Source organism: Methanosarcina barkeri 3, assembly GCF_000970305.1.
GTDB lineage: Archaea > Halobacteriota > Methanosarcinia > Methanosarcinales > Methanosarcinaceae > Methanosarcina > Methanosarcina barkeri_A.
The window spans coordinates 22,509-46,291 of sequence record NZ_CP009517.1; the positions used below are offsets into that span (position 1 = coordinate 22,509).

General features: G+C 40.7%; 22 protein-coding genes and 1 pseudogene. 14 read left to right on the plus strand and 9 right to left on the minus strand.

Annotation, left to right across the window (positions count from 1 at the left end; translation table 11 throughout):
* Positions 1–52 precede the first annotated feature (52 nt).
* On the minus strand, positions 53–1,534 hold the full coding sequence (locus MSBR3_RS00110; RefSeq protein ID WP_048105595.1) for an NAD(P)/FAD-dependent oxidoreductase: 1,482 nt from the start codon (positions 1,532–1,534) through the stop codon (positions 53–55).
* A gap of 1,146 nt (positions 1,535–2,680) precedes the next feature.
* Positions 2,681–2,842, minus strand: coding sequence for a hypothetical protein (locus MSBR3_RS19705; RefSeq protein WP_155396590.1), 162 nt, complete (start codon positions 2,840–2,842; stop codon positions 2,681–2,683).
* A gap of 275 nt (positions 2,843–3,117) precedes the next feature.
* On the opposite strand from MSBR3_RS19705, the gene dnaG reads away from it, so the two are divergent.
* Entirely contained in the window at positions 3,118–4,674 is a 1,557-nt protein-coding gene (gene dnaG / locus MSBR3_RS00115; protein ID WP_048105596.1) for a DNA primase DnaG, read from the plus strand.
* A gap of 134 nt (positions 4,675–4,808) precedes the next feature.
* Here dnaG and MSBR3_RS00120 read toward each other — a convergent pair whose 3' ends face one another.
* Positions 4,809–5,003: a hypothetical protein gene (locus MSBR3_RS00120; RefSeq protein WP_155396592.1), complete on the minus strand. Its 195-nt coding sequence runs from the start codon at positions 5,001–5,003 to the stop codon at positions 4,809–4,811.
* Positions 5,004–5,202: 199 nt separating this feature from the next.
* Here MSBR3_RS00120 and MSBR3_RS00125 point away from each other — a divergent pair, with 199 nt between their 5' ends.
* The gene (locus tag MSBR3_RS00125; RefSeq protein ID WP_048105598.1) at positions 5,203–5,481 is read left to right on the plus strand and encodes a UPF0058 family protein; all 279 of its coding nucleotides are present in this window, start codon (positions 5,203–5,205) and stop codon (positions 5,479–5,481) included.
* Here MSBR3_RS00125 and rimI read toward each other — a convergent pair.
* Entirely contained in the window at positions 5,465–5,995 is a 531-nt protein-coding gene (gene rimI / locus MSBR3_RS00130; RefSeq protein WP_048105600.1) for a ribosomal protein S18-alanine N-acetyltransferase, read from the minus strand. The two genes, MSBR3_RS00125 and rimI, sit on opposite strands and share 17 nt — an antisense overlap.
* A gap of 95 nt (positions 5,996–6,090) precedes the next feature.
* On the opposite strand from rimI, the pseudogene MSBR3_RS21670 reads away from it, so the two are divergent.
* Positions 6,091–6,183 (plus strand): annotated as a pseudogene (locus MSBR3_RS21670) (pentapeptide repeat-containing protein); the annotation flags it as partial.
* Between the two features lie 24 nt (positions 6,184–6,207).
* Here the strand turns inward: MSBR3_RS21670 and arcS are convergent.
* A complete protein-coding gene (gene arcS, locus MSBR3_RS00135; RefSeq protein ID WP_048105602.1) occupies positions 6,208–8,088 on the minus strand; it encodes an archaeosine synthase subunit alpha in 1,881 nt (626 codons plus the stop codon).
* A 368-nt stretch (positions 8,089–8,456) separates the two neighbouring features.
* On the opposite strand from arcS, the gene MSBR3_RS00140 reads away from it, so the two are divergent.
* The 4 genes from MSBR3_RS00140 to MSBR3_RS00155 all read left to right on the plus strand — a co-directional run bounded on the left by MSBR3_RS00140 (position 8,457) and on the right by MSBR3_RS00155 (position 11,928).
* Positions 8,457–9,827 carry an FAD-binding oxidoreductase gene (locus tag MSBR3_RS00140; RefSeq protein ID WP_048105604.1) on the plus strand — a complete coding sequence of 457 codons (1,371 nt, stop codon included), beginning with the start codon at positions 8,457–8,459 and terminating at the stop codon, positions 9,825–9,827.
* Positions 9,828–9,832: 5 nt separating this feature from the next.
* Positions 9,833–11,005: a (Fe-S)-binding protein gene (locus MSBR3_RS00145; protein WP_048105606.1), complete on the plus strand. Its 1,173-nt coding sequence runs from the start codon at positions 9,833–9,835 to the stop codon at positions 11,003–11,005.
* 288 nt (positions 11,006–11,293) lie between these two features.
* Positions 11,294–11,551 (plus strand): hypothetical protein, encoded by a 258-nt coding sequence (locus MSBR3_RS00150; RefSeq protein ID WP_048105607.1) that lies wholly within the window; start codon positions 11,294–11,296, stop codon positions 11,549–11,551.
* A gap of 95 nt (positions 11,552–11,646) precedes the next feature.
* Positions 11,647–11,928 carry a hypothetical protein gene (locus tag MSBR3_RS00155; protein ID WP_048105608.1) on the plus strand — a complete coding sequence of 94 codons (282 nt, stop codon included), beginning with the start codon at positions 11,647–11,649 and terminating at the stop codon, positions 11,926–11,928.
* A gap of 61 nt (positions 11,929–11,989) precedes the next feature.
* Here the strand turns inward: MSBR3_RS00155 and MSBR3_RS00160 are convergent, their stop codons facing one another.
* Positions 11,990–13,393, minus strand: coding sequence for an MFS transporter (locus tag MSBR3_RS00160; RefSeq protein ID WP_052723209.1), 1,404 nt, complete (start codon positions 13,391–13,393; stop codon positions 11,990–11,992).
* Positions 13,390–14,064 carry a class I SAM-dependent methyltransferase gene (locus MSBR3_RS00165; RefSeq protein WP_052723210.1) on the minus strand — a complete coding sequence of 225 codons (675 nt, stop codon included), beginning with the start codon at positions 14,062–14,064 and terminating at the stop codon, positions 13,390–13,392. Before MSBR3_RS00165 ends, MSBR3_RS00160 begins: the two co-directional genes overlap by 4 nt.
* Before the next feature lie 94 nt (positions 14,065–14,158).
* Here MSBR3_RS00165 and MSBR3_RS00170 point away from each other — a divergent pair, with 94 nt between their 5' ends.
* The 4 genes from MSBR3_RS00170 (at position 14,159) to MSBR3_RS00185 (ending at position 20,693) form a co-directional block, all read left to right on the plus strand.
* Positions 14,159–14,926, plus strand: coding sequence for a helix-turn-helix transcriptional regulator (locus MSBR3_RS00170; protein WP_155396594.1), 768 nt, complete (start codon positions 14,159–14,161; stop codon positions 14,924–14,926).
* A gap of 664 nt (positions 14,927–15,590) precedes the next feature.
* On the plus strand, positions 15,591–16,115 hold the full coding sequence (locus MSBR3_RS18695; protein WP_052723211.1) for a tetratricopeptide repeat protein: 525 nt from the start codon (positions 15,591–15,593) through the stop codon (positions 16,113–16,115).
* A gap of 765 nt (positions 16,116–16,880) precedes the next feature.
* Positions 16,881–18,761 carry a beta strand repeat-containing protein gene (locus tag MSBR3_RS00180; protein WP_048105610.1) on the plus strand — a complete coding sequence of 627 codons (1,881 nt, stop codon included), beginning with the start codon at positions 16,881–16,883 and terminating at the stop codon, positions 18,759–18,761.
* Between the two features lie 123 nt (positions 18,762–18,884).
* Positions 18,885–20,693, plus strand: a complete 1,809-nt coding sequence (locus MSBR3_RS00185; protein WP_052723212.1) for a hypothetical protein — start codon at positions 18,885–18,887, stop codon at positions 20,691–20,693.
* A 569-nt stretch (positions 20,694–21,262) separates the two neighbouring features.
* On the opposite strand, the gene MSBR3_RS00190 is transcribed toward MSBR3_RS00185, so the two are convergent.
* Positions 21,263–21,910 (minus strand): DUF4145 domain-containing protein, encoded by a 648-nt coding sequence (locus MSBR3_RS00190; protein WP_048105611.1) that lies wholly within the window; start codon positions 21,908–21,910, stop codon positions 21,263–21,265.
* A gap of 160 nt (positions 21,911–22,070) precedes the next feature.
* On the opposite strand from MSBR3_RS00190, the gene MSBR3_RS00195 reads away from it, so the two are divergent.
* The 3 genes from MSBR3_RS00195 (at position 22,071) to MSBR3_RS00205 (ending at position 23,430) form a co-directional block, all read left to right on the plus strand.
* On the plus strand, positions 22,071–22,469 hold the full coding sequence (locus MSBR3_RS00195; protein ID WP_155396596.1) for a hypothetical protein: 399 nt from the start codon (positions 22,071–22,073) through the stop codon (positions 22,467–22,469).
* A gap of 267 nt (positions 22,470–22,736) precedes the next feature.
* Positions 22,737–22,985 carry a hypothetical protein gene (locus MSBR3_RS00200; RefSeq protein ID WP_048105616.1) on the plus strand — a complete coding sequence of 83 codons (249 nt, stop codon included), beginning with the start codon at positions 22,737–22,739 and terminating at the stop codon, positions 22,983–22,985.
* A gap of 88 nt (positions 22,986–23,073) precedes the next feature.
* Positions 23,074–23,430, plus strand: coding sequence for a hypothetical protein (locus MSBR3_RS00205; RefSeq protein WP_048105619.1), 357 nt, complete (start codon positions 23,074–23,076; stop codon positions 23,428–23,430).
* 62 nt (positions 23,431–23,492) lie between these two features.
* On the opposite strand, the gene MSBR3_RS00210 is transcribed toward MSBR3_RS00205, so the two are convergent.
* Positions 23,493–23,681, minus strand: coding sequence for a hypothetical protein (locus MSBR3_RS00210; protein WP_155396598.1), 189 nt, complete (start codon positions 23,679–23,681; stop codon positions 23,493–23,495).
* Positions 23,682–23,783 lie beyond the last annotated feature (102 nt).

Sequence of the window (23,783 nt, forward strand, 5' to 3'; positions counted from 1 at the left end):
TCTTTTTCACCTTTCTTCTGTTTTCTTTTTCACCTTTCTTCTGTTTCCTTTTTTACTTTTCTTCTGTTTCCTTCCTTTCTTTTTTATTTCGGATTGCAGCTTTTACAGCTGGTCTGAGAGGGTCCACAAGCATAGAGACGGGTGGTGCATAGCAAGTTTCCAGGTCAAGAAGGTCTCTAATTGTAGTTGTCTTGCGAATTGCAAGAGAAAAGGTATCGATTCTTTCCTTTATCCCTTCTCCTCCGGCAAGCTGTGCACCTACCAGAACATCGTCTTTAAACAGAAGTTTAATGTACAGATCTTTCCAGCCCGGATAATAGGAAGCTCTTGTACGCCCAGCGGAGAATCCTGTGCTTATCTTTATTCCGTGGCTTTGAGCCTCTTTTGAGGTAATACCAACTCCGCCAAATTGTAAGTCTCCTGCCACGGCTACCCAGGGATTGACAAGCGGCCCGAGTGGAGTATATTTTCCTGTGATATTATTGCCGATTATGTCGGCCATATGCCTAGCTGTTGTACCCAGCTGACCTAATTTTGCTTCTCCTGTTATAAGGTCTATTACCTCTACACATTCCCCACCTGCATACACGTAGGGAAGAAATTCTTCTCCTGCCTTATTTCTTGCCTTAACCTGGAGCATTTCATTTACAATTATTCCTCCTGCCTTTCCGATTTCGATACCAGCATCCAGGGCAAGGGATATCTCAGGTCTAACTCCACTTGCAAGAAGTACAAGATCTGCAGGAAGCTGCCTATTCCCTACATATAGTGTTTTTTCTTTCCGGAAATTTTCAGGAAAAGCTGCAGGCTCCCCAGAAACGACTTCAATCCCTAGACTTTTCAAATGTTCTCTTACGATTTCGGAAATGTCTGGGTCCAGTTGTCTGGAAAGCAGGTTTTTACTTCGGCTTATGAGGTAGGTTTTAATTCCCCTTCTTGAAAGTGCCACTGCACACTCTATTCCTATTGTCCCTCCACCTATTATGCAGACTCTCTTAACAGTTTCCAGGGCTTTTTCGAAAAGTACTCCATCATCAAGACTCCTCAGAGTAAAAACACCATAAGGGAGAATATTTGTGCTGCCTGTCAGAGGTATAAAGGGTAGACTGCCTGTGGCGATAACAAGTTTGTCAAAAGGATAAATCCCTTCTCCTGTCCGAACAACTTTTAAATCCAGATCTATTGAGCTGGCGCACTCGTTTAGCCTAACATCTATTTGATTTCTTTTGAAAAAATCTTTTGGTTTCACTATTAATTTTTCAAAACTCTCAATTTCCCGTCCCAGAACAAAAGGGATTCCGCAATGGCTATAAGCAGTATGTGAATCTCTTGAAATCACTGTAATCTTAAAATCACTCTGTCTTCGAATTTTGGTAGCAACCGCCATGCCACAGGCTCCCCCTCCTATAATAACCACTTTTACAGGATCTTCTTCTAGTTTCTGTGCAGATACTGCCTCCTGAAATTTTCCATCAATTTCGGCTGGTTTCCGGGTTTCGTGTATAGTATTTTCTGTGCCAAAATCGCTTCCCATACTCTCATTAATTGTGTTTTACACCTATTATAAGTTTTTAAGTGACCGAGAAACTTTGAGGTTAGTGAGTAGGGAATTCTCAAAGCGATTTATCAAGATTACTTAATCAAGAACTTCTTGAAGGACAGGTTACTTGAAAATCTATTTCTCCCACGTGAAAATAGGTCTCTGACATATTCCGGAAAATCACGAAAAGGAGCAATAGTATTCAGGGGGGGGCTGAACGAGCGAGTTTGGGAGTGGGGGGTTAGTACATAAAAAAGTTTCTATGTCTCGCCCGTTCAATTTTTTACAAGTCTTTTTTTTTATATATACTTTTCTAAATTTTCGACTCTATTATTTTTTAAGTTTTTTGAGTTTCTTCTGACCTATTCTAAAGGACTTCTTCTGGAGTTGTTTTGAAAGTACCTTCTCTTTAAGACACCGGCATGAAAAATGACTTTAATTTGATAAAACTTTTTAAATAACCACAAAGTTCTTAAATCCTGCAGGCATTAATTACATGAATTTAAAAATACGTGACGTACAGGTTTCCTCAGTTGCCAAGACTCCTTTAAAGGTGGGAGGGACTGTTCTGTCAGATTATATCATTGATTAACAACTTCACCTAATCACCATTGCTAAATTCGTAAAGATAATCCAATATAATTAATTCACATGCAAATAATAATAAAAACTTCAGATTTACTACATTATACTCAGGGTTAAAATAACCACTCAACGTAGAACTTTAATTCATATATCTTCACCCATGAAGTAAAAGTCAAAAAGTGCTAAGTCAAAAAGTACTAAGTCAAAAAGTACTCTCGATAAACCTGATACAAATTTCACTTCACTTACCACTTATCAGTTACCACTACAAGCCCCTAAACCACGGAATAAGGTGTCTGGCATATATCGGCTTCATGCTCGAATTATCCGTTTTTAAGGGTATTTCTTGAAAATCGTAGCATCAGGTTAATTGAAAAGTTAACACATTTTTTGACTTCTGGCTCTGAAATTTATCTCAGAGTTATAACAAAAACTTATGTTAGGGAAAGGGTTTTCGGGCAGATATTGGAAAGCTTTAGAAACAACGCAAGTTATTATCTGCTCACTTGAAAGTTGAGAAATTCTCGATCTAAGAGAGACTTAAGCCAGGCTAATTCAGGTCTGGAACTTTACCAGGTTCTCATAAGGTAAGAGTCCACTCGATAGCATGAATTTCTGGCACTCTACCCGGATCCAGGTCTCCTGGCATAAGTATATTGAAAACTTCCAGGCAGGTTCGGAACTATCTTTCCGGCTACAGCCATAGTTAATTCTCAAACCTGCTCCTTCAAGGGTGTTTTATCCCTGATCTGATATAAATCTGATTTTTTACTATTTTTGCATTGTTCAGGGCTTTACGAGTTTTCGGAACCTAATGAATAGTTTATAATGTCAGGAAACTCGGCGGATATAATTCACAAAACCAAAAAGCGCAATTATTGGAACAAGTTCACAATTGCGATGAATTTAATTGTTAGGAATGGAATTCCTAGCGATTTTAATTTAATAAAATTATCACGATAAATCATTCACAATATATGAGGAGAATTCACATGCAAAATACGGATACTACAAAATACATCATTCATTCTAAGATTAATGCGGATGGGGTAATTGAACGTCCTGATATCGTAGGTGCGATCTTTGGGCAAACTGAGGGATTACTTGGGGCTGATCTTGATCTCCGTGACCTGCAAAAAACCGGTAGGATTGGCAGGATCGAGGTAATGGTTACGGCTAAAGGAGGAAAGACTAAAGGAAATATCTTTGTTCCCTCAAGCCTTGATAAAGTCGAAACTTCAATTCTTGCCGCATCACTTGAGACTATTGACAGAGTGGGGCCATGCAGCGCCAAAATTGAGGTTTTCCAGGTAGAAGATGTAAGAGCTGTAAAGCGAAAGAAGATTATCGAAAGGGCAAAACTCATTTTTACCAAGATGTTTGATGAAACCGTGCCCGAATCCCAGGAACTGGCGGATGAAGTCCGACAGTCTGTAAGAGTCGATGAACTCACTTACTATGGAAAGTCCAGAATTCCCTGTGGACCGAATGTACTTAACTCAGACGCTATCATTATTCTTGAGGGGAGAGCTGACATTCTGAACCTGCTCCGCTATGGTATAAAGAATACCATTTGTGTAGGAGGGACAAACATTCCTCCAGAAGTTGCAGAGCTAACTAAGAAGAAAACAGTAACAGCTTTTACTGACGGAGACCGTGGAGGAGAACTTATAATACGTGAACTCCTTCAAGTGGCAGATATTGACTATGTTGCCCGTGCCCCCGACGGAAAATGCGTTGAAGATCTTGTCCAGAAAGAAGTTATACGAGCTCTTCGTCGGAAAGTTCCTGTAGAACAGATTATCGAGAAATACGGAATTCAGGAGAGGGAAAATGAAGAAAGCGCCTGCAGAGTGGAGAGGAGCTCTAAAAGAAAGATCAGGGCACCTGAAATTGCTCCCAGGATTGCCGAAAAGAAGTTGCACAAGCGTATTAAAGTTCACAGAGTCTCTTCAAAGCCAGATCTTTATGGGGAGGAATTCCAGGAAGAAGAAACGAAAGGAGCAGTGCCTGTAAAAGCTTTTGAAAAGGTTACTGAAAAAACTGCTGAAAGAGTCTTGGAAACAGTTCCTGCGACTATAGAAAAAGTCAAAACAAGATCTGTTGTCGCAAAACCTCAGATTTCATCAAGGGCAGTTCCTGCCGCTGTCAGAGTTCCCAGAGAAAAACCTGTTGAGAAAGTTCCGGCAACCGTTAAAGTTCCTGGAGGTGAGGCGGTCAGGGTCTCTCCTGCCCCGGTAAAAACTGTCCCGGTTTCGCGTGAAGCCGCCAGGTTCAGACCTCATGTCGAAGCTCTAAAAGGAACTTTAACGGCTAGAATTCTTGATTCTCAGGATAAAATAATAGAGGAGATTGCAGTTAGGGACCTTGCGAGCAGGCTGAAAACTTATAAAGACAATATCCAGAGTGTAGTTTTTGATGGCGTAATTACTCAGAGACTCGTTGATATTGCCTCAAGTAACGCAATTAAGAATCTTATAGGTGTAAAGATAGGAAATATAGCCAAGGTTCCTGCTGATATGGAAGTTTTGACCGCAAGCATGCTTTGAGAGACCTTTATTTCTCTCAATACTTATTCCTTTTTAATTCCCTTTTTTCAGTGCCTTTTTTTAATTTCCCTTTTTTAATGCCTTTCTCTTAATTTCCCCTTTTTAGTACCTTTCTCTTAATTTCCCCTTTTTACTTATCTTCTCTTAATCTTCCCTCCCTTTTCATTTTTTAATTCAAATTTTTTATTTTTTGAAAATCCGGCTTTTTCCATGTGTCTTGACTTTTCCATTCTAGCTTTTCTATAACTAATATTCCTATACTTTCCATCTTCTAAGTCAATTTCGTCTGGACTGTCATCCCATATGTAATATTTATACATGGAACTCATAGGATCACTACGATTTAGTATTGTTTCACACCATAGTGTTAAACTTCACACTTTCTGCCATAATCCTTCATTATTTATCATATACATTATATGGAAAAGTTTATAATGTAAAACTAGGAAGTTCATTTCCTCGGATAATTCTTTTATCCGATTCAAGATAATATTAAATTGATCTTGTAAAATTGTAGGTCTGTTCGCTATGCACAAGGAAGAGCTAATACAACTACACACGTATATGGCCCAGATGAAGAGATATTTTGAAAGGCACGGGGTAACACACGAATTCGATGACTACAAGGCTTTATCCATAAGCCCTGTACACATTCACCGGAGCAAGGCGGATCACAAGCGCGCAATTTTCATTTTAGGAGGCGAGCTTGCGACTCTCATGTCCCGGGACGACCCTATCTTTGAGGAAACACCAGCTCACGTGAGGGATTCGCTGAATTCCGTCATCAAGCTCATGGGTAATAACTGACAGGGTCCTTGAAGGTGACAAAGAATTCGTTATCTGAAATTATAGATTCCAGATATTTTTGTTTTGAAATTAAGAGGCGATAAGGATGAAGGTGCATCTTCATCACCATCCCGTCCTCTCCATCTGAGTAGTATTTCTTTTCGGTCCAGCAGGATACAAATCCTATGGACCTATATAATTTTTGTGCTCCTTTGTTACTGTTTCTTACTTCGAGCCTTGCGTATCGAAGTCCGTTTGCAACAAATATATCACAGATAGCGTGAATTAGTGATGTACCTATTCCTCTCCCCCGATGTTCTTCTTTAACACCGACAGAAAAAACATGCCCTTCGTTTTCTCCAGAACGGTAGCCTACTACATACCCCACGACTTTTCCATGCTGCTCCGCTACAAGGAAACCATCTCCCACGGTTTCATAAAAACTCATGTACAAGAGGGAGTTGTGCTCCGAAAAGGCCTCACCTTCAATTTCAACTACTTCCTGGAAGTCCTCAGGTGCAAAACGCCTTATCATAATATCTAATATATTCCTACCATTTTATTATTTCTTCTAAGGGTAAAATCTCTTATAGAGTTTTTCCGAAGTCCTTCAATCCAGATTTCAGTAAAATTAACTTTTGTAGGACTTGTTTTCGTAAAACTGAAATTAGTAGAGCTAATTTCAATAGAACTAATTTCAATAGAACTAATTTCAATAGAACTTATTTTAAAGATCCGTGTGTAAGCTCAGAGTTTCTTGATATGCCTGACATCCACTGCAACTCCTCTAGTGGATTTCACCATTTCTTCTCCGCTCATCACAGCTCGCCCTACACAGAGAGCTTTTTTGCCAAGTACAATTACCTCATCATTAGGCCGTATTTCCGGATCAGCCTGAGTAACTCCTGGGGCAAGGATGGAACCGCGTGGGAGAAAATCATCAATTGTTACCAGGTATTTCCCACTTTTTAGCATCCTTTCAGCTCCTTCAAGGGAAAGAGCAAGCATTCCGTATTGAGGAACAAGGGTTGCAAGTTGTTTTTTTCCAGAAAAGAGCTGATACTTGGGAAAGCGACCTTTAACTGCAAGCTTTCCTGCCTCTTCAGAGAAAAGAAGTGAAGCATCTTTACCGAACTGATATTCTGCAATCGCTCTCACAAAGTTCTTCTTGTCTTCTTCCGCGTTCAGGCTTTTCTTGCTGAAGTTTTCAGATATACATATAGACTCAACTGTCCTCTTAAGGTTTGAAAGCGCATCCATAGACACAAGGTTTCCTGTAGCAGTATAGGTTATTTCAATCCCAAGTTTGCTCGCTGCTCGTTCACAGATTTCTTTGTATGCCCCTTCTACATGGGCAACTATGGATCTATACCTGTGTTTTGAGAGATATGCCTCAAGACAACCGGAAACCCAGGCTTTTTCTTCTTCGTCCCAGTGACCTGTAACCGCAGTGTCATAATGGGCTGCTGGGTATGTTAATTCCAGTTCTCTGGGCACTATTCCAAGAGGTGAGGTTAAAATCACTTCATGGACAAATTTCCGATACTTTCCTAGGGCCAGAATAAACTTTTGATGAGACTGGGAAGTTGAGTAAGGTTTTTTGGCTGCACAGGGGAAAAGTAGGAGAATCTCAAGCTCTGGAGGTGTATACCTTTCCTGTATGCGCTGTGCAAATCTTGCCACTTCGATTCGGGATAGGGCCTCTGAGGTATCTGCAAGCAACTGGTTTTGTCGAAAAGCAGGAACTCTTTCTTCAAGGTAAGAGTACTGGAAATCCCCAAGTCTTAACAGGGCTGTTAGCCAGGGCTTAACCCTGCACTGGCCTTCAATATATTCTCTCAATGTTCCCGCCCTTATCCTCTCTCTCACAAGGGAGAGTTCGGCTTCGAGAGCATTCCTGTTATGAGCTGAAAGGAATTTTGCTCTCTCAGTTTTTGGAAGCTTCCCAATTTCTACGGGCGTACTTTCAGCACATACCCTGCATCTGCAAGGAAACTCTGTTAGGGAGTCGAGATAGAATCTACCTGCTGCTGTCAGGTAGATGTCAGAATAAGCTGCGATTTCCGCTCTGGTATCGTCCAGAACATCGATTCCGAAGTAAACCAGCATAGCTATATTTTCAGGAAGTGCGAGGTTTGGGGCATAAAGAGCTGTATCAGGGGGAATCTGGTTTCTAAGCTCTATTACGGTCTCGAGAAATCTTCGTGCGTTGTTTTCCATAGTACCTGCCCCTTCCATTATATACAGGTCGGCTTTCTCAGGCTTTCCTCCTACTCTCAGGAGAGAGCCTGTAGGGCCTGTATCTTCGGTGTTTTCGCTATTAAGGGCAGTAAATTTTTCGACTTTTCGGAGGGATTCGATTGGAATTGCAGGTGGGTAAGCTTGATGCGGCAGGATTATGAGAGTTCCATTTCCTGCTTTTTCACGGATTTGCTTTATGTGTGTTTCAAGCTCTACATCGGATTTCACACCCCAGAAACTCCCTGCATCAACAACAGGGCCGGGATTTTCAAACTTTCCGAGTTCCGCCGTACTTAAAATGCAGGGCGTACGAAGCTCGGGGGACAGCAGAAGTTTTCCGATCCTTGCTGCTCCGTCTCTTTGTTCTATCTCAAAGTATCGTGTCATGTTTGTCCTCTTATGTCTACCAGAATGTAAAGGTTTGTCCTGCACTTTCGCCTAAGGTTTCTTTTATTTCCCATTTTTCTAAAACCAGAGGATGCTCAGTTTTACGGTTTATTTGATAACTTTTCAGAAGGAAAATATATTCTTCAGAAAGAGAATGATATTCTTCACGGAGAATGATATTCTTTAGAAGGAGAATAGTGCTCTTCAGAAGAATGGTACTCTTTAGAGGGAAGGAGGATGGTATATTCTTATATATTATTAATCTTGATTATCTGCTGCAACTCATCTTTCATTCACCTGTCATTGTCTGTCTCAAGCCGTGACAGAAATCCTATTTTTCACATCTGAATTCCAATTTGAGGTCTAGAATGGATATAACTGCAGAACTTCAAAAGATCGTTGGTGGACGACTTTCTGTCTCTCCTTCGGAACTTTATTGTTATTCTTCTGACGCATCCCAGGTCAAGGGAATACCTGATTACGTGGTACGCCCGAAAAGCACAGACGAAGTAAGCCGGATTGTCAGGCTTGCCTACGAGAATGAGATCCCTGTGACCGCAAGGGGAGCAGGCACAGGACTTGCAGGTGGTGCAGTCCCTGTTAAAGGTGGCATTGTGCTGGATATGTCTGGCATGAACCGGATTCTTGAAATCGATATTGATAATATTCAGGTCCTGGTAGAACCCGGGATTATTCAGGATACTTTAAACGAAACACTAAAACCGTATGGCTTTTTCTTTCCTCCCAATCCTGGCAGTTCAGCCATGTGCACTATCGGGGGTATGATAGCTTACAATGCAAGCGGAATGCGTTGCGTTAAGTATGGCACTACCAGAAACTATGTTCGCGATCTTGAAGTAGTGCTTGCGGACGGAACAGTTATCCATACCGGTTCAAAGATGCTTAAATCCGCAGCAGGATATGATTTGACCCAGCTTATTGTAGGTTCGGAAGGCACATTAGGCATTGTCACGAAAGCCAGGCTGAAGATTGCCCCTCTCCCGAAAACTCGAAAACTGGTAATTGCTTCCTTTGAGAATGCAGAAACTGCAGGACAGGCAGTTGTAAAAACCTTCTCACACGGGGTTATTCCCTCAGCTTGCGAGATTCTGGACAGAGTTTCCTTGCAGGTTCTCAAACGTTACGACCCGAAACTTGTGCTTCCTTCAGAAGGTGATGTGATTCTTTTTGAGGTTGATGGCACAGAAAACTCGGCACGTGAAGCCGCAGAACAAATAATGGCAGTCTGTGCTCCTCTGGCTCTTTCCATAAGGCTTGCGGAAAGTGAAAAGGAAATGGCAGATATCTGGGCAGCCAGAAAACTCGTAGGAGCTGCGGTTTCGCGCCTGGACCCGACGAAAAGCCGCATCTATGTAGGAGAAGATGTGGGAGTTCCCATAAAGCAAATTCCGGAACTGCTAAAACGAGCGCAGGAAATCGCTGAGAAATTCAACCTGCCTGCTATGAAATACGGGCATATAGGAGACGGAAACCTGCATCTCGCCCTATTCATTGATGTTTTAAATAAAGATGAATGGGATCGCCTGAATAAAGCTGCAGACCTGGTCCACAGGACAGCGATTGAGCTTGGAGGCACAGTTAGCTCCGAACATGGGATAGGTGCAGCCAGGGCTGAATACATGAAAGCTCAATGGGGACCCGCACTTGAGGTAATGCGTGCGATTAAAAAAGTCCTTGACCCGAAAGGTATACTGAATCCGGGTAAACTGGGGTTGTGAGAACAATGAAAAACGAAGGAAAAAAGGAAACTGAACAGACAAAAGAAACAGAAAAAATTAAAATAACCCCAAAAAAAATAAACGAGAACGATAGTGAAAGCGAAAAGCAGCCCTTTGAGGTTGATCGCAGGTCGGTTTATAGATGCGTACAGTGCGGAACTTGCCGCTCTGTTTGTCCTGTGTTTGACGTAGTAGGCTGGGAATCTGCCAATACACGAGGCAGAATGCTCATCATTAAAAGCCTGCTTGAAGGAAGACCTCCTTCCGAAGATGTCCTCTCAAGCCTTGCTTCCTGTACAACCTGCGGAATCTGCGCCTCCAAATGCCCTGCAGGAGCAAACCCACCTGAGGTTGTGGAAGCTACTCGTGCTCAGCTTGTGAAATGCGGTATCACAACTGACGCCCAGAAAAATTTGAAATCTGCCATTACAACATATGGGAACTCTTTTGGTGAAACAAGGGACCGTAAGCACTGGCTTTCTGAAACAGAACGTTCAAAACTTCCCGAAAAGTCAGATTATGTTTATTTCGTTGGCTGCTTCGATTCCTACCGCTACCCGGAGTTTGCCAAAAAAACCTTTGATATTCTGCAGCGCTTTGGCGTAACTCTTCTGCCTGACGAGCATTGCTGTGCCTCTCCACTCCTGCGTACCGGATTTAGGGAGGATGCAGAAAAGGTTATGCAGCACAATCTTGAGCAGATCAGGAAAGTAGGGGCGCACACAATTATCACTAGCTGTGCGGGTTGTTATACAACGCTTAAGAATAACTATCCCGAAGAACTTAAGGTCATAAGTCTCCCTGAATTCCTTGCCGAACATCTGGAAGATCTTAATTTGAAGAAACTTGACCTTACAGTTACTTATCACGATCCGTGCCATCTGGGCAGGCATAACAAGGTCTATGACGCTCCAAGGAAGGTTATCCAATCGATCTGTACTCTCAAGGAAATGAAAAACACTAAAGAAAACGCACGTTGCTGTGGTGGCGGAGGTGGAGTGCGGACAGGTTATCCTGACATTTCCCTTGAACTTGCAAGAAACAGGCTTAAAGACGTGCCGGAAGGTGTGGATTATATTGTTACCTCTTGCCCCCTCTGCGTAAGGAACCTCAGGGATGCAGGCGGGAATATCGAGGTTATAGATATTGTAGAACTCGTAGCAATGGCAATAGAGTAGTCTGGCTAACTTCAAAGTCCGGCTACTTTTAAGTTCAACTGCTGCTTCTCAGTTAATTACTAAGGGTCAGCCTTCGACCCAACTCATTCTTTTTTTACGGCATATTACACCACACTTTTATTTCCGGAAAACGAGATTCTTATTTACTGGATTTTACGGTTGAGTAAGAGTTTTAGAGATCTGTTAAGGGTATTTAGAGATCTGTTAAGGGTATTTAGAGATCTGTTAGGGGAATGATTTAGTGATCCGTTAGGGGAACATTTAGAAATCGGTTAGGAGGACAGGATAATGAGTTGTAAACCGCTAATATTTCGTAATGTTAAGCCTGATACGTTTAACTGTATGAAGAAAAAGCTTCAGGACAATGGCATCTACATCCCTGGAGGATACAGAGGAGAACTATCTGGCAAAGGAATTACTGCGAGTTTCGAATGGGATGGACAGTCTAATCTTACCATTACAATTACGGAAAAACCTTTCATTGTCAGCTGTGAAGTCGCAGCCCAGAAAATGCGAGCTTTCGTAAGAGCTTGCCATGGCTCGTAATATTTTGCCTCAACTCTTTAGGATATTTAGAAATTAGCTTAGGACTAATATAAGAATCAGTTTCATATCATAGGAATTAGTTTTGGATTAAGACTATGGGCGAAAGGAAACTGGACACAGAGGGCTGCCAGGGGATTAAATTCAAAAATGTAACTCCTGATGTATTTTCTTGCATGAAAAAAAAATTTCAGAACTATGGAATCGAAGTTCAATCCGGAAATTCCGGTGTTCTTGAAGGAAAGGGAATAATTGCCCATTTTAGCTGGGATGGTGAGGCAAACCTGTCAATTGAGATCAAAGAAAGGCCTCTGGACACTTACTGCGGGCAGGTAAGTGGGAAATTCAGGGCTTTCTGGCGTGAGTGTCAGAGGTACTGAAGAAAACTAAAGAATGAATATTTTTCTCATCACTGTGGACAGATGGGATTGTCCAGATAAATCAATTATTTCTGTTCCTTATATATGAAGGCCAGGCAGCAATTACACATAGTAGGGCAGCTATGACCAATGCCACTCCTGAGGATAAAGTCAGGCTGTTGATATTAATCTCAGGAAGTGCCTTCGTGGAAAGGATAAAAGATGCAAAAGATGCTCCGACTGCCATTCCAAAGTACCTGCCTGTATTTGCAATACTTGAAGCGATAGCTGCTCTGTCCTTTTGCAGTCCTCGCATTATCTCAATATTATTGGGACTCTGGAAAAAGGAGTAACCAGTTGCAAAAAGACCTATTGAGAGCATAATTATACTCAATTTTTGACTTAGTATTGCCCAGGCACATACCAGCAGGGCTAAAAAGGATATTAATAGTCCTATAACTGAAAAGTATTGCCATAGAGAACGGTCGTACAGCCATCCTATTATCGGAGAGCCAATCACCAGGATAACGGGAGTGATCATCATAATCATTCCTACATGTAATGGGGTAAATTCCAGAACTTCCTCCAGATAGAAAGGCATGGTTATGTTCAGAATGAAAACTGCAGCAAAGAAAAGGATCATGCTCAAGAGAGGCAGAAGAAACATTGGTTCACGGAAAACGCTAATATCAAGCATTGGATTTATCTGTCGTCTCTCATTCCACTTCAGGAACATGAATGTTGAAAACATTACTGTAAAAGATACCAGAACCTCCATAGAGTACATGCCTTTTGTAGCGATTGCATCGAACAGAACCATAACTGATGTGATGCCAATTGCGAAGCTTATGGCTCCTGTCCAATCTATGTTCTCTCCTTTTTCCTTTCTATCTGTTATTCTGAGATAGGGAATGCCTAAAAAGAGTCCAATTATTCCTATCGGGATATTAATATAGAAAATGGCTCTCCAGTTGAAAGCTTCGATTAATATACCTCCAATACCTGGACCTGCAAGGCTTGCGATGGCTACGGTTGCACCCATGATACCTATTGCCTTTCCCTGTGTATCGGGTGGGTTAATCCTATATATAATGGCCATGCTGATAGAACTTGCCATGGCGCCCCCAATTGCTTGAGCTATCCTGAAAGTGATGAGTATGGGAAGAGAAGGAGCTATACCACAACCCAAAGAGCTGATTGTAAAAAGAGCAATCCCTCCAAGGAACATCTTTTTCAGTCCCGTGTATGCAGAAAGCTTTCCAAAAATCATCAGAAATGCCGTGATAGTGATTAAATATGCAGTTACGACCCATTGTGATTCGGAGATCGTGTTCCCGAAGTAAGCGGTTATATCTGGCAGTGCTATGCTTACAATGACAGTATCCAGCACGGACATGAAAAGTCCAAGCAGAACAACTCCCATAGCGAGCCTACGCTCTTTTCCACTTAAAATATTAGATTCCGAAGCAGTCTCATCTGTCTTCAAAGTAGAGCCTCCTCTTGATTTTGGTTATTTTCATTCTTGCTTACTGAAAATATCAGGAAGCTCTGTTCTGGAAGGAATGCGTGGTCTTCTACCAGGTGGTATCCTGCCCCAGTCATTTCGTTAACTATTGTCGCTTTTGGGACATAGTGGCAGAAGAGTCTGTGGAAGCTCCATTTACCCCTACCGTCATAATCGATAATCGCTATCTTTGCTCCGGTGCTCAGGGATTTGACCAGATCACTGAAATAAACTTCCCTGTTGGGAAGGTGATGGTATACATTACGCAGAAAGACCAGATCCAGTTTTTTACTCATAAGAGGGAACCTGTTGTCTTCAGCAAGTACTGGTATAATGTTATGGAAACCGTTCTTGTCTGAATTGCTTCTTATAAAGTCAAGAAGCTCTTTTTTTGTATCGATAGCGTATACCTTTCCTTCCCTGCCGACATCTCTGGCAAAAAGGAATGAAAAATAGCCTCCACCCGAGCCAACATCTGCAATGTGCTGGCCAATTTTCAGGGAGAAAGCTTTTATTATTTCTTCGGATTTGCTCTTCGCACTTGATGCCTTTCTATTTAACATTCTGGCTTTTATAGTGTTCACGATTTCAACTTCTGGAAACGTCCATTGAAGAATTCGGGTCTTTGTTCGATTAAGTTCCTGTTCGACCATTTATTTCACAAACATTTATACTCAAGTGCGTTTATTTAAAAAAAATCTGGAACAGATGTTACAGTAGTCACATTAATATAACTAAGTAACATAATTGCCAGAACGTAAAGAAATGAAAAGTCACGAGCTTTTTTCCGAGCTGTCATCCGAGAGCAGGCTTGCTATACTAAAGGCTCTTGAGAAAGAACCGTTGAAATTCACCCGGCTGACAACTATAACAGACACTACATCTCCTGAAGCAGCGAGGCAATTGAACCGTCTGTTCAAAAGTAGTCTAATCTGTAAGGATATCGAAGGATATTATTCACTTACTTCTTTCGGAAAGTTGGTAGTATCGTCAATACCAAATCTGGAGATTATCGCTCAAAGGTCAGATTTTTTCCTGCGTCATGATACATCTTCCATACCTCCCCAACTTCTCAAGGAGTTTGATGCTTTTGAAGGAGTAGAAGCTGTCAAAGGAGTTTTTGAGCTGGTTAACAAAACGACACAACTTTTCGAAGAGATTCATGAATATGCCTGGTACCTTACTGATAGTTTTCCTCATTACTTCATACCTCGCATAGAAAAGAAGATCAACGAAGGAGTGAGTTTTCGTGTCATTTATCCAGAAAATCTTGGTGAAAGCCTCATGTCTGGTTTTCCAGAAAGAGTTCTGAAATCTATAGATGCCCGTTCTATAGATGAGGTTAAAATAGTCATTAATGTCAGTGACAGGTTCGGTCTACTTGCGTTGCCTGGGCCTGACGGAAAAATTGACCGTGACGATGTGCTTATCGGTTACGATAATAGATTCAAAGACTGGTGTAAAAAAGTTTTTGAATATTATTTTAAAGTCCACAGGACGCTAGTGAGTCCATAAATTGATCTATATCATCAAAAGGTATGCAGCCCAAGAACTTCGATTGTTTGAAGGCAATGGCATAGTTTTCCATTCTTGAAGGCAATGACATAATTTTTCATTTTGCTGGGTGATGAATCCGATGATTGATATTAAAGAAAAAGCCTCTGGACACTTACTGCGGGCAGGTAAGTGGTAAATTCAGGGCTTTCTGGCGTGAGTGTCAGGGTTTATGAAGATGAACCCAATTCAGGCTTACATCAGGAGTATGTGTGTTTTTACCTTAAAACGGCGTATTTATTTGAGATAAATGAATTCAGAGATGTTTTAAAGTAAAAGCGAGAAGTGTTTTAAATTCTTCGTTAAGATACTTAATACGTCTTTTTCACACATCTTCGCATGTCTTCGCATGTCTTCGCATGTCTTCGCATGTCTTCGCATGTCTTCGCATGTCTTCGCATGTCTTCGCATGTCTTCGCATGTCTTCGCATGTCTTCGTAGGTCTTCTTCACACTTCTTTTCCACACTTCTTCATAATTCTTCTTCACACTTCTTTTTCACTTTGTTTTTCTTCTATTATTTGAATGTCTACTTTTCATGATTGTCTTGTTTTAACTATTTATATACAATGATACTATCCTTTATATATCTTTAAAACACATGAGTGCTATGGAGATGTAAAAATATGTCCGAATCTCCTAACCGATTTCATTGCCTTGATGCCGATGTTTGGATTGAGGTTCCAGATAGGGTAATAGGCGTTACTGGTAATTGCTACGTTGGACGGGATTATATCCCTAAAAACGGTAAAACACGATATGATGTGAGGATCTTCGTTAAGGAAGTCAAAATGGATCAAGAGCATGATACAATGATTAACGACAATGCTCTCAAATTATCTCTACATAAGTCAGATGACATTGATGCTTTGATTGAGAAAGGTGTAAATCTGAGAAATTTCGGAAAATACGATGAAGCTCTTCAAGTGTTTGATAAAGTGACAGAACTCGAACCCTTAAATGCACAGGCATGGCACAATAAAGGAATTATTCTGGGAATACTTAAAAAGTACAGTGAAGCTCTGCAAGCATTTGAGAAAGCACTAAAAATCGAACCGGAGAAAAATCGTAGAGATTCTAGTGATCTTCGTCTTCGTCGTGCTCGTAATAAGACCTCTGAAAGGGATCGGGACAACGACGTAGAACAGTAAATTAAATAAATGCAAAACTTGACTTTTATTTGAGCAAATTCGTGACACTGCCAGTTTTGGCAGTGTACATGATTTTCTGTAAAATAATAAATTTCATAAAGTAATTGGGCAGTGATATATCAGAAGCTCAATTTTTGTATACTGAACAAAATTCAGTTCTCTTGCTCAGGGATTTTCAAACCACAAACTTTCTAAGATTTCTGATTCTACAGAAAAAGTGGCACACTGCCGTAGATTTACATGCTGATTCTGATATTTTTTGCAACGGAACCCTAAACGGTTGTATGATTAATTAAAAACAATTTATAAATTCATTTCTTATTTTACATTTTCACAGGTTGGTCAAAAATATCCCGATTTGGCTCTTTTAAATAGAAAGGTCGGGGTCCGGAATATTGCTAGTTATGATCTACATTAAAGCTCCATGAAGTCTATTATTATTAATAAATGGTATAATTTAGATAAATAAAGTTAAATTACGAAAAGGTACAATTATTAAGAAGAAACTATTCTATTAATCTTATATACTTGTAGATTTATTTTCATTTCGTACTGAAATGCATTTTGGTATTAGATAAATATATACAAGAATAATATTCATTATTCTTGTATAATTAAATAAATAAAATTTATGTAAAAAAAAGTCTATTATATAATAAAAAAATCTAGTTAGAAAACTAAAAAACATATTTATCGATAATAAAATAGAGAGGACGAATGTGACGAATAAAATTCGTTTGGATAAAATTCGTTTGGAGAGGTAATATGGGAATAACACTTGGAAAAGTGAAGAAGGCGCTTGTTCTATTGATGGTCGCCTTTTTCTTAGTATCGGTTACTGTTGCAGCTGCAAGTGCAAAACAAATAAATATCCAGAGCCTCCAGAGCTCTTTGAAACAATCCAATAACGATATTAAAAGCAATCTCGGAGACCTTCTTGGAAAAAGTTTCGGAAGCAGTTTTGGAAGCAATAATCTGAATATAGGCAAAGACAAAACCCCAGTCACGACAATCCCAGGCACGACAGTTGTGAATAATAACGGTGGAAACGGCGGAAGCGCTCCTGGCGGCACTGCCTCTATAGTCGCAGTTTCAGCTCCCTCGGTAAACAATGTCAGTTCCAGCGCAAATAGCGGCAACGTTACAGCTAATCCATCAACCACTACAACTGCCGGTACAGTCAGTTCAGTTGGTGGCAACAATACAGCTAATCCGGCAGCTGTTACAACTAGCAGTGCAGATTCAACTGGTGGCAGCAATACAGCCACTCTACCAAACACTCAAACTGGTGGTACGGCAAGTGCAGCAAATTCATCTGGTGGCAGCGCTACAGCTAATCCAACTTCAACCAATCAAAATGGTCCAGTAAACTCAACTGGTGGTAGCAATACAGCCAGTCCGACAGCCACTCAAACTAGTGGTGCAGCAAATGGAACAGGTGGCAGCAATACAAATTCTGGATCGTTCAATTCAACTGGTGGTGCATCAACTTCAACTGGTGGGGCCTCTTCGGCCACTCCATCATCCAATCAGACTAGTACAACAAATGCAACTGGTGGCAGTGGCAGCAGTACAAATTCTGGATCGGCCAATTCAACTGGCGGTGCAGGAAATGCAACTGGTGGCAACAATGCAGCCGATCTATCAAATAATCAAACTGGTATAGTAAATGCAACCAGTGGTAGCAATACAGCCACTCTGACAAACAATGCAACCGGTGGTGCAACAACAGCAAATTCATCTAGTGGTGCAGCAAATGCAACTGGTGGTTCTGTGTCCTCATCCGCTCTGGTGGATTTGCCGTTGGATTTGGGTCTGTTGGATCCGCTGACCATTGTAGTTAACATTACAGGCGACAACAATACGGTCGACAACAATACAGTGAATAGTGCAGTGAATACAACAAGTACAGGTGGTGCAGCAACAGCAAATTCATCTAGTATAGCAAATGCAACCGGTGGCGACCTTACAAATGATCCAGCAATCAATCAGACTGCTGGTGCAGCAAATGCAACTGGCGCCCTTACAAATGATCCAGCAATCAATCAGACTGCTGGTGCAGCAAATGCAACCGGCGGCGCCTCTACGTCCAGCCTGATAGCTAATTCAACTGGTGGTGCAGCAAATGCAACTGGTGGGGCTCTCACAAATACTCAGACAGCCAATTCAACTGGTGGTGCATCAACTTCAACTGGTGGTGCCTCTACGTCCAGTCTGAACCAAACTGCTGGTGCAGGAACTGCAACTAGCGGCGCTCTCACAAATACTCAAACAGCCAATCAAACTGGTGGTGCGTCAACTGTAACTGGAACCAATACAGCCAATCAGACAGCCAGTGCAACTGGTGGTGCAGGAGGATCTGCAACTGTTGGAGGCAATACAGCCACTGTAACAAATAATCAAACTGGTGGTGCAGGAGGAGCTGCAACTAGCGGCGCCGTTTCAAATACTCAGACAGCCACCCAGAATGCTAATGCAGGAAATGCAACTGGTGGCAACGCTATATCCAATGTAACAAACGCTCCAACCAGCAGTGCAACCTCCACTATAGATAACAGTGCTCCAGTATTGGTATTCGGAAACACTTTAGACGCCAGTGGCGGGCAAGCGAATGGTGGAAACGGTGGAAGTGTGTTGGTTTTATAGGCACCTCTCATAATTGAGGTGGATCTGTTAAGGTGAGTTATTAAAAGTTGATGTTAAAAGTGGGTGAGACTGCATTCTCACCACTCTTTTTGTTTGACAATTAACAAGCAAAGGATGAGGATTATGGAGAGACGGGGATTTGATTGGATAAAAAAAATGGTGACAGTTTGTGTTACGGCTTTTTTAATGGTATCAGCAACAGTGACTGCAGTAAGTGCTAATAGTTTTACTGTAGATGGACGCGTTCTAGCAAACAACACACCTGAAAATTTCATTTTAACTACCGGAAGCGGTGGTCTTGTTATCGGTCATGGTTCTGCAAATGCTGGACCTGACGGTACACCTGCTGGAATTGTATATGGCGATGGATCTGCTGACGGTGGGACTGGTGGTGCAACTGGTGGTCTTGTTGTAGGTGAAGGTTCTGCTAATGGCGGTAATGGTGTTACCGGAGGTGGCGGTATTGTCGTAGGTGAAGGTTTTGCTAACGGCGGAAGCGCAGTTAATGGAGGTGGAAGTAACGGTGGACTCGCTGGTTTTGCTAATGGCGGCCTTGTTGTCGGTACTGGTAGCAGTGCTAACGGTGGATCTGCCAATGGTGGAAATTCTGGATCTGATGGTGCTGGTACAAATGGAGGAAAAGGTGGAGCCGGCGGTAATGGCGGTAATGCAAACGGTGGAATTGTAATTGGTAATGACAAAACAGAAGATGGAGGCTCCGCAAACGGTGGTAACGGTGGTAATGGCGGTGATGCAACTGGTAGTGGAGTCGGCGGTAATGGCGGTAATGGCGGTAACGGCGGCTCTTCCAATGGCGGAAGTACCATCACCGGCGAAAATGTAATAGGAAACTTAAACATCGCAAATGGTGGAAATTCCGATGGTGGAAATGGTGGTAATGGCGGTGACGCAGTTGGTGGTGGAGTCGGCGGCAATGGCGGTAATGGCGGTAACGGTGGCTCTTCCAATGGTGGAAGCATCAGCAACAGCGAAAATGCACTACAAAACCTGAACTTAGCAGTTGGTGGGCTTTCGAAAGGTGGAAATGGTGGTAATGGCGGTAACGCAATTGGTAGTGGAGTCGGCGGTAATGGCGGTAATGGCGGTAATGGTGGCTCTTCCAATGGCGGAAGTATCAGCAACAGCGGAAATGCACTACAGAACCTGAACTTAGCAGTTGGTGGGATTTCGAAAGGTGGAAATGGTGGTAATGGCGGCGACGCAACTGGTGATGGAGTCGGAGGTAACGGCGGTGATGGTGGTAACGGCGGCTCTTCCAATGGCGGAAGCATCAGTAACAGCGGAAATGCACTGCAAAACCTGAACTTAGCAGTTGGTGGGCTTTCGAAAGGTGGAGTCGGCGGTAATGGCGGTGACGCAACCGGTAGTGGAGTCGGCGGTAATGGCGGTGATGGTGGTAATGGCGGCTCTTCCAATGGTGGAAGCATCAGTAACAGCGGAAATGCACTACAAAACCTGAACTTAGCAGTTGGTGGGCTTTCGAAAGGTGGAGTCGGCGGTAATGGCGGTGACGCAACCGGTAGTGGAGTCGGCGGTAATGGCGGTAATGGTGGTAACGGCGGCTCTTCCAATGGCGGAACCATCGGCATCGGCGGAAATGCGCTACAAAACCTGAACTTAGCAGTTGGTGGGCTTTCGAAAGGTGGAGTCGGCGGCAATGGCGGTGGAGCAAGTCAAGATATAAGTGGTAATGGCGGTAATGGCGGTAACGGCGGCTCTTCCAATGGTGGAAGTATCCATATCAGTGGAAATGGAAATATTTATGGAAATAAAGATATTGCAAATGGAGGAGGCAGCAGTGGTGGTAATGGAGGACACGTTGGGTTGAATATTGGAATGCCCGGAGGAAAGGGTGGAAACGGCGGTAATGCAGACGGTGGTTCTACATCGATAGAAGCGAATTCATATTAATATTTGGTAATTTACTGAATTTTCTGTAAATTCAAACGTCAAATCTTGTATACTAAGTAAAATTCAGCTATCTTGATGTTGAATTCTCAAAACACAAACTTATGAGGATTTCTAATTCACAGAAAAGGAAGAAAACTATCTTTTAGAAACAGACAGACTGAAAAAACGGCAAATAGAAAGTAAATTTCAATATGGCTCTTCGCTATGTCATGTGAATAATTTAAATTTTAGCTCCCATTTTAGATAGATCATATCAGTAAGATAGTATATTTTCTAAATCCTCTTGCATATTTCTTTTTTGCAACTGTACGACAAAAAATACCATCTTTTGAGTTATTGAGCAGTTTCTATTCGATTTTGTGAATTCCAAAACTTTTGAAGACTTAACTTTATATTATATGCTCTTACGTCAATGTGCATGATTTCTGTAAAATAACAAATCTCAAAAAGTAATTAGGTAGAATATTTCATATTAGAAGCTCAATTTTTACCTGAGTATACAAAAAGTTGATTTCGAATTTACAGCAAATTCATGACAGTGCCAAGGAACCCAATTGAAGCAGAAATAATCAAGATAATTTGTTATCTCTATTTTTGATTCCTTCCAGTTTTGATTGCGGGAGGCGGTAGAATAATTCTTCAATCTCTCTAGGCTGAGTTATCATATCATGTACGATTATATTCAACAATTTGAATAATTTTAAAGCAGTTTCTCTGTCATCTTTTAAGTCAATTTCTCCTGGGTGAACCGCTTCATTTCCATAAACTCGTAAAGAATCAAGTGCTAATTTAATCTTCACTGGTAAACCTTTTTTTACCAGCTCCCCAATATCCTTGTTAATATCTTTTCCCTCTTGTCCTAAATGTTTCATAAGCTTTTGTAATGCAAGCCTTAACAACGCTGCTGCCGATCTTGGAGATGTTTCTACTACCTCTCTAGCTTCTAAGAAATCCTCTTTCACATCTGAGGGCATGTCATCTTCAGGAAACGGAGCTGTAGATAAGCCAGGATACACGAGTTTTTCGTTAATCCATATACATCGTTTACCGCAGTTAGGATTTTCACACTGACTTAACCATATACATTCAATGGCTCCAAAATTACCACTATACTCATTGTACTCATAAACATCAATCCATGACTGGTGAGCAATGGCACTACAATGAGGACATGAAAAAGCTGTTAATTTAAATGAAGGGGCTATATACAGATTCATGATTCAGAGAGTTTATTCATACAATATATATTCATTTATTTTTGTTATATACACAAAAAATTTATGTAAATATCCATATTCGATGCCAGCACTTCTAAGTAACAGTACATGAAAAAAGAGAAAAAGATAGTTTTAAAACATGTAAAACATATTATAAGAGATGACATTGCCAACGCACCCCCAAATAATGTTTATCATAATTGCATTCTTAGGTTTTATTTTTATATTAATTGTAACGCTAATAAAGAAACATTACACGTTATCAAAAACGAAAAAAACTGTACTGGGAATAGCAGTTATCTTCTACTTAACCTTTTTTTTAATCAGCTTTTCAGCATTCATGGGACCAATATTCTTTCAAAAGATGGGTTATAACGTAAACAATACCACTGCTGACACAATCACCGCTTTTGATACAACCAATTGTTTAGCTAGTTCAATATTAGCAGCGACATTCGGATATATGGCTATAGAAACATCACAAAATGAATCAAAGAAAAAAGAAGAAGACGATTCAGTACCAAAATTCAGTGATGAACGTAAAATTGTAAATCAATAAATTTTTATTTCATTCGAATACCTGCTAGCTTGCTGCAGGGTGCACCAGCGCAACTTCTGATTTTGCGATACCTCAAGTTTTCTGTAAATTCGAAGTAAAATTTTTGTGTACTGAACATAATTTAGTTCCCTTCATATTGGATTCTTAAGCAATCAACTTATTAAAATTTATAATTTTACAGAAAAATTGACACACTGCCATAGGTCAAAATTTAAAAAAGTTGTAAAAACGAAAACTTTAACCGTGGTTTCTTTAACTTTTTTATTGATGTCCGAAATTGATCCTTTTACAAAAGCTAATTTACTTGTTTCAGTTGTTGTTCTAGTTATTTCTGGCATTAGTCTATATTTTTATATAACTGAATATGACGAGAAAAGAAACAAAGACAAAAGAGAGTCTATTGAACAAAAACTTCAGAAATTGTACTATCCTTTAAGACAAATACTTAGTAAATATGATGACATAAGTACAGATAATCTTAGAAAAGACACTTATTATTATAGAGGACTTCGATAAACCTCTGATTTCAACATATTACTTATATATTCATTATAAGCAACTAGCCAAAAAGCTGGGTTTATCGAAGTCCTCTATAGTATTAAAAATGATATACAAAAAAATAACACCGTATTTATATTTATCATCTGACACATTGTATGAATCATTGAATAGCTTTATATCTGTTTTTGATAAGAACGCAGCTCTTGTTGTGGAGAAATTCCGAGAAAATTCTGAAAAACAAAAAAAGAATAGCAGCGAAAAAATTACTAAAGATTTCATGATAAACATGGCTATGTTAGATGCCCTGTATAATTCACATCCTCAAGCTGTTACAATGCCCACAGAAACCGAAGCCGAAAAGGCTAAGATATTATATTTTGAAATATTGGAAATAATAAAAAGGGATATTTCATATTACCAAGATCTGATAAGAATACCCGAGTCAAACCCGAAAGATTAACACATTGTCAACTTGCCAGACTTAGGCCAGCCAAGAAAATAGAGAAGAAGCCTTCAATAAGGCTAATTATCGACCCATTCCTTAAAGTTCGGGCACTTTTTATAATTATCAGTATTACAATAAGTTTCAAAGTAACCTTCTTTCATGTGCCCGATTTTGCACCACGGCATCCTGTGTTCAGGTTGTTTGTCTAAGTCAACATCTCCAGTTAACGGCGACAAATCTAATTCTCTAAGCGTTGCTCCTGACATGAAATGTTTACATCCTATCTTTAACATCTTCAATTATTTTTCAAACCTATATAAACAATATAACATATAAAATGTATTATTTTGTTTGATGCAAAACTACTG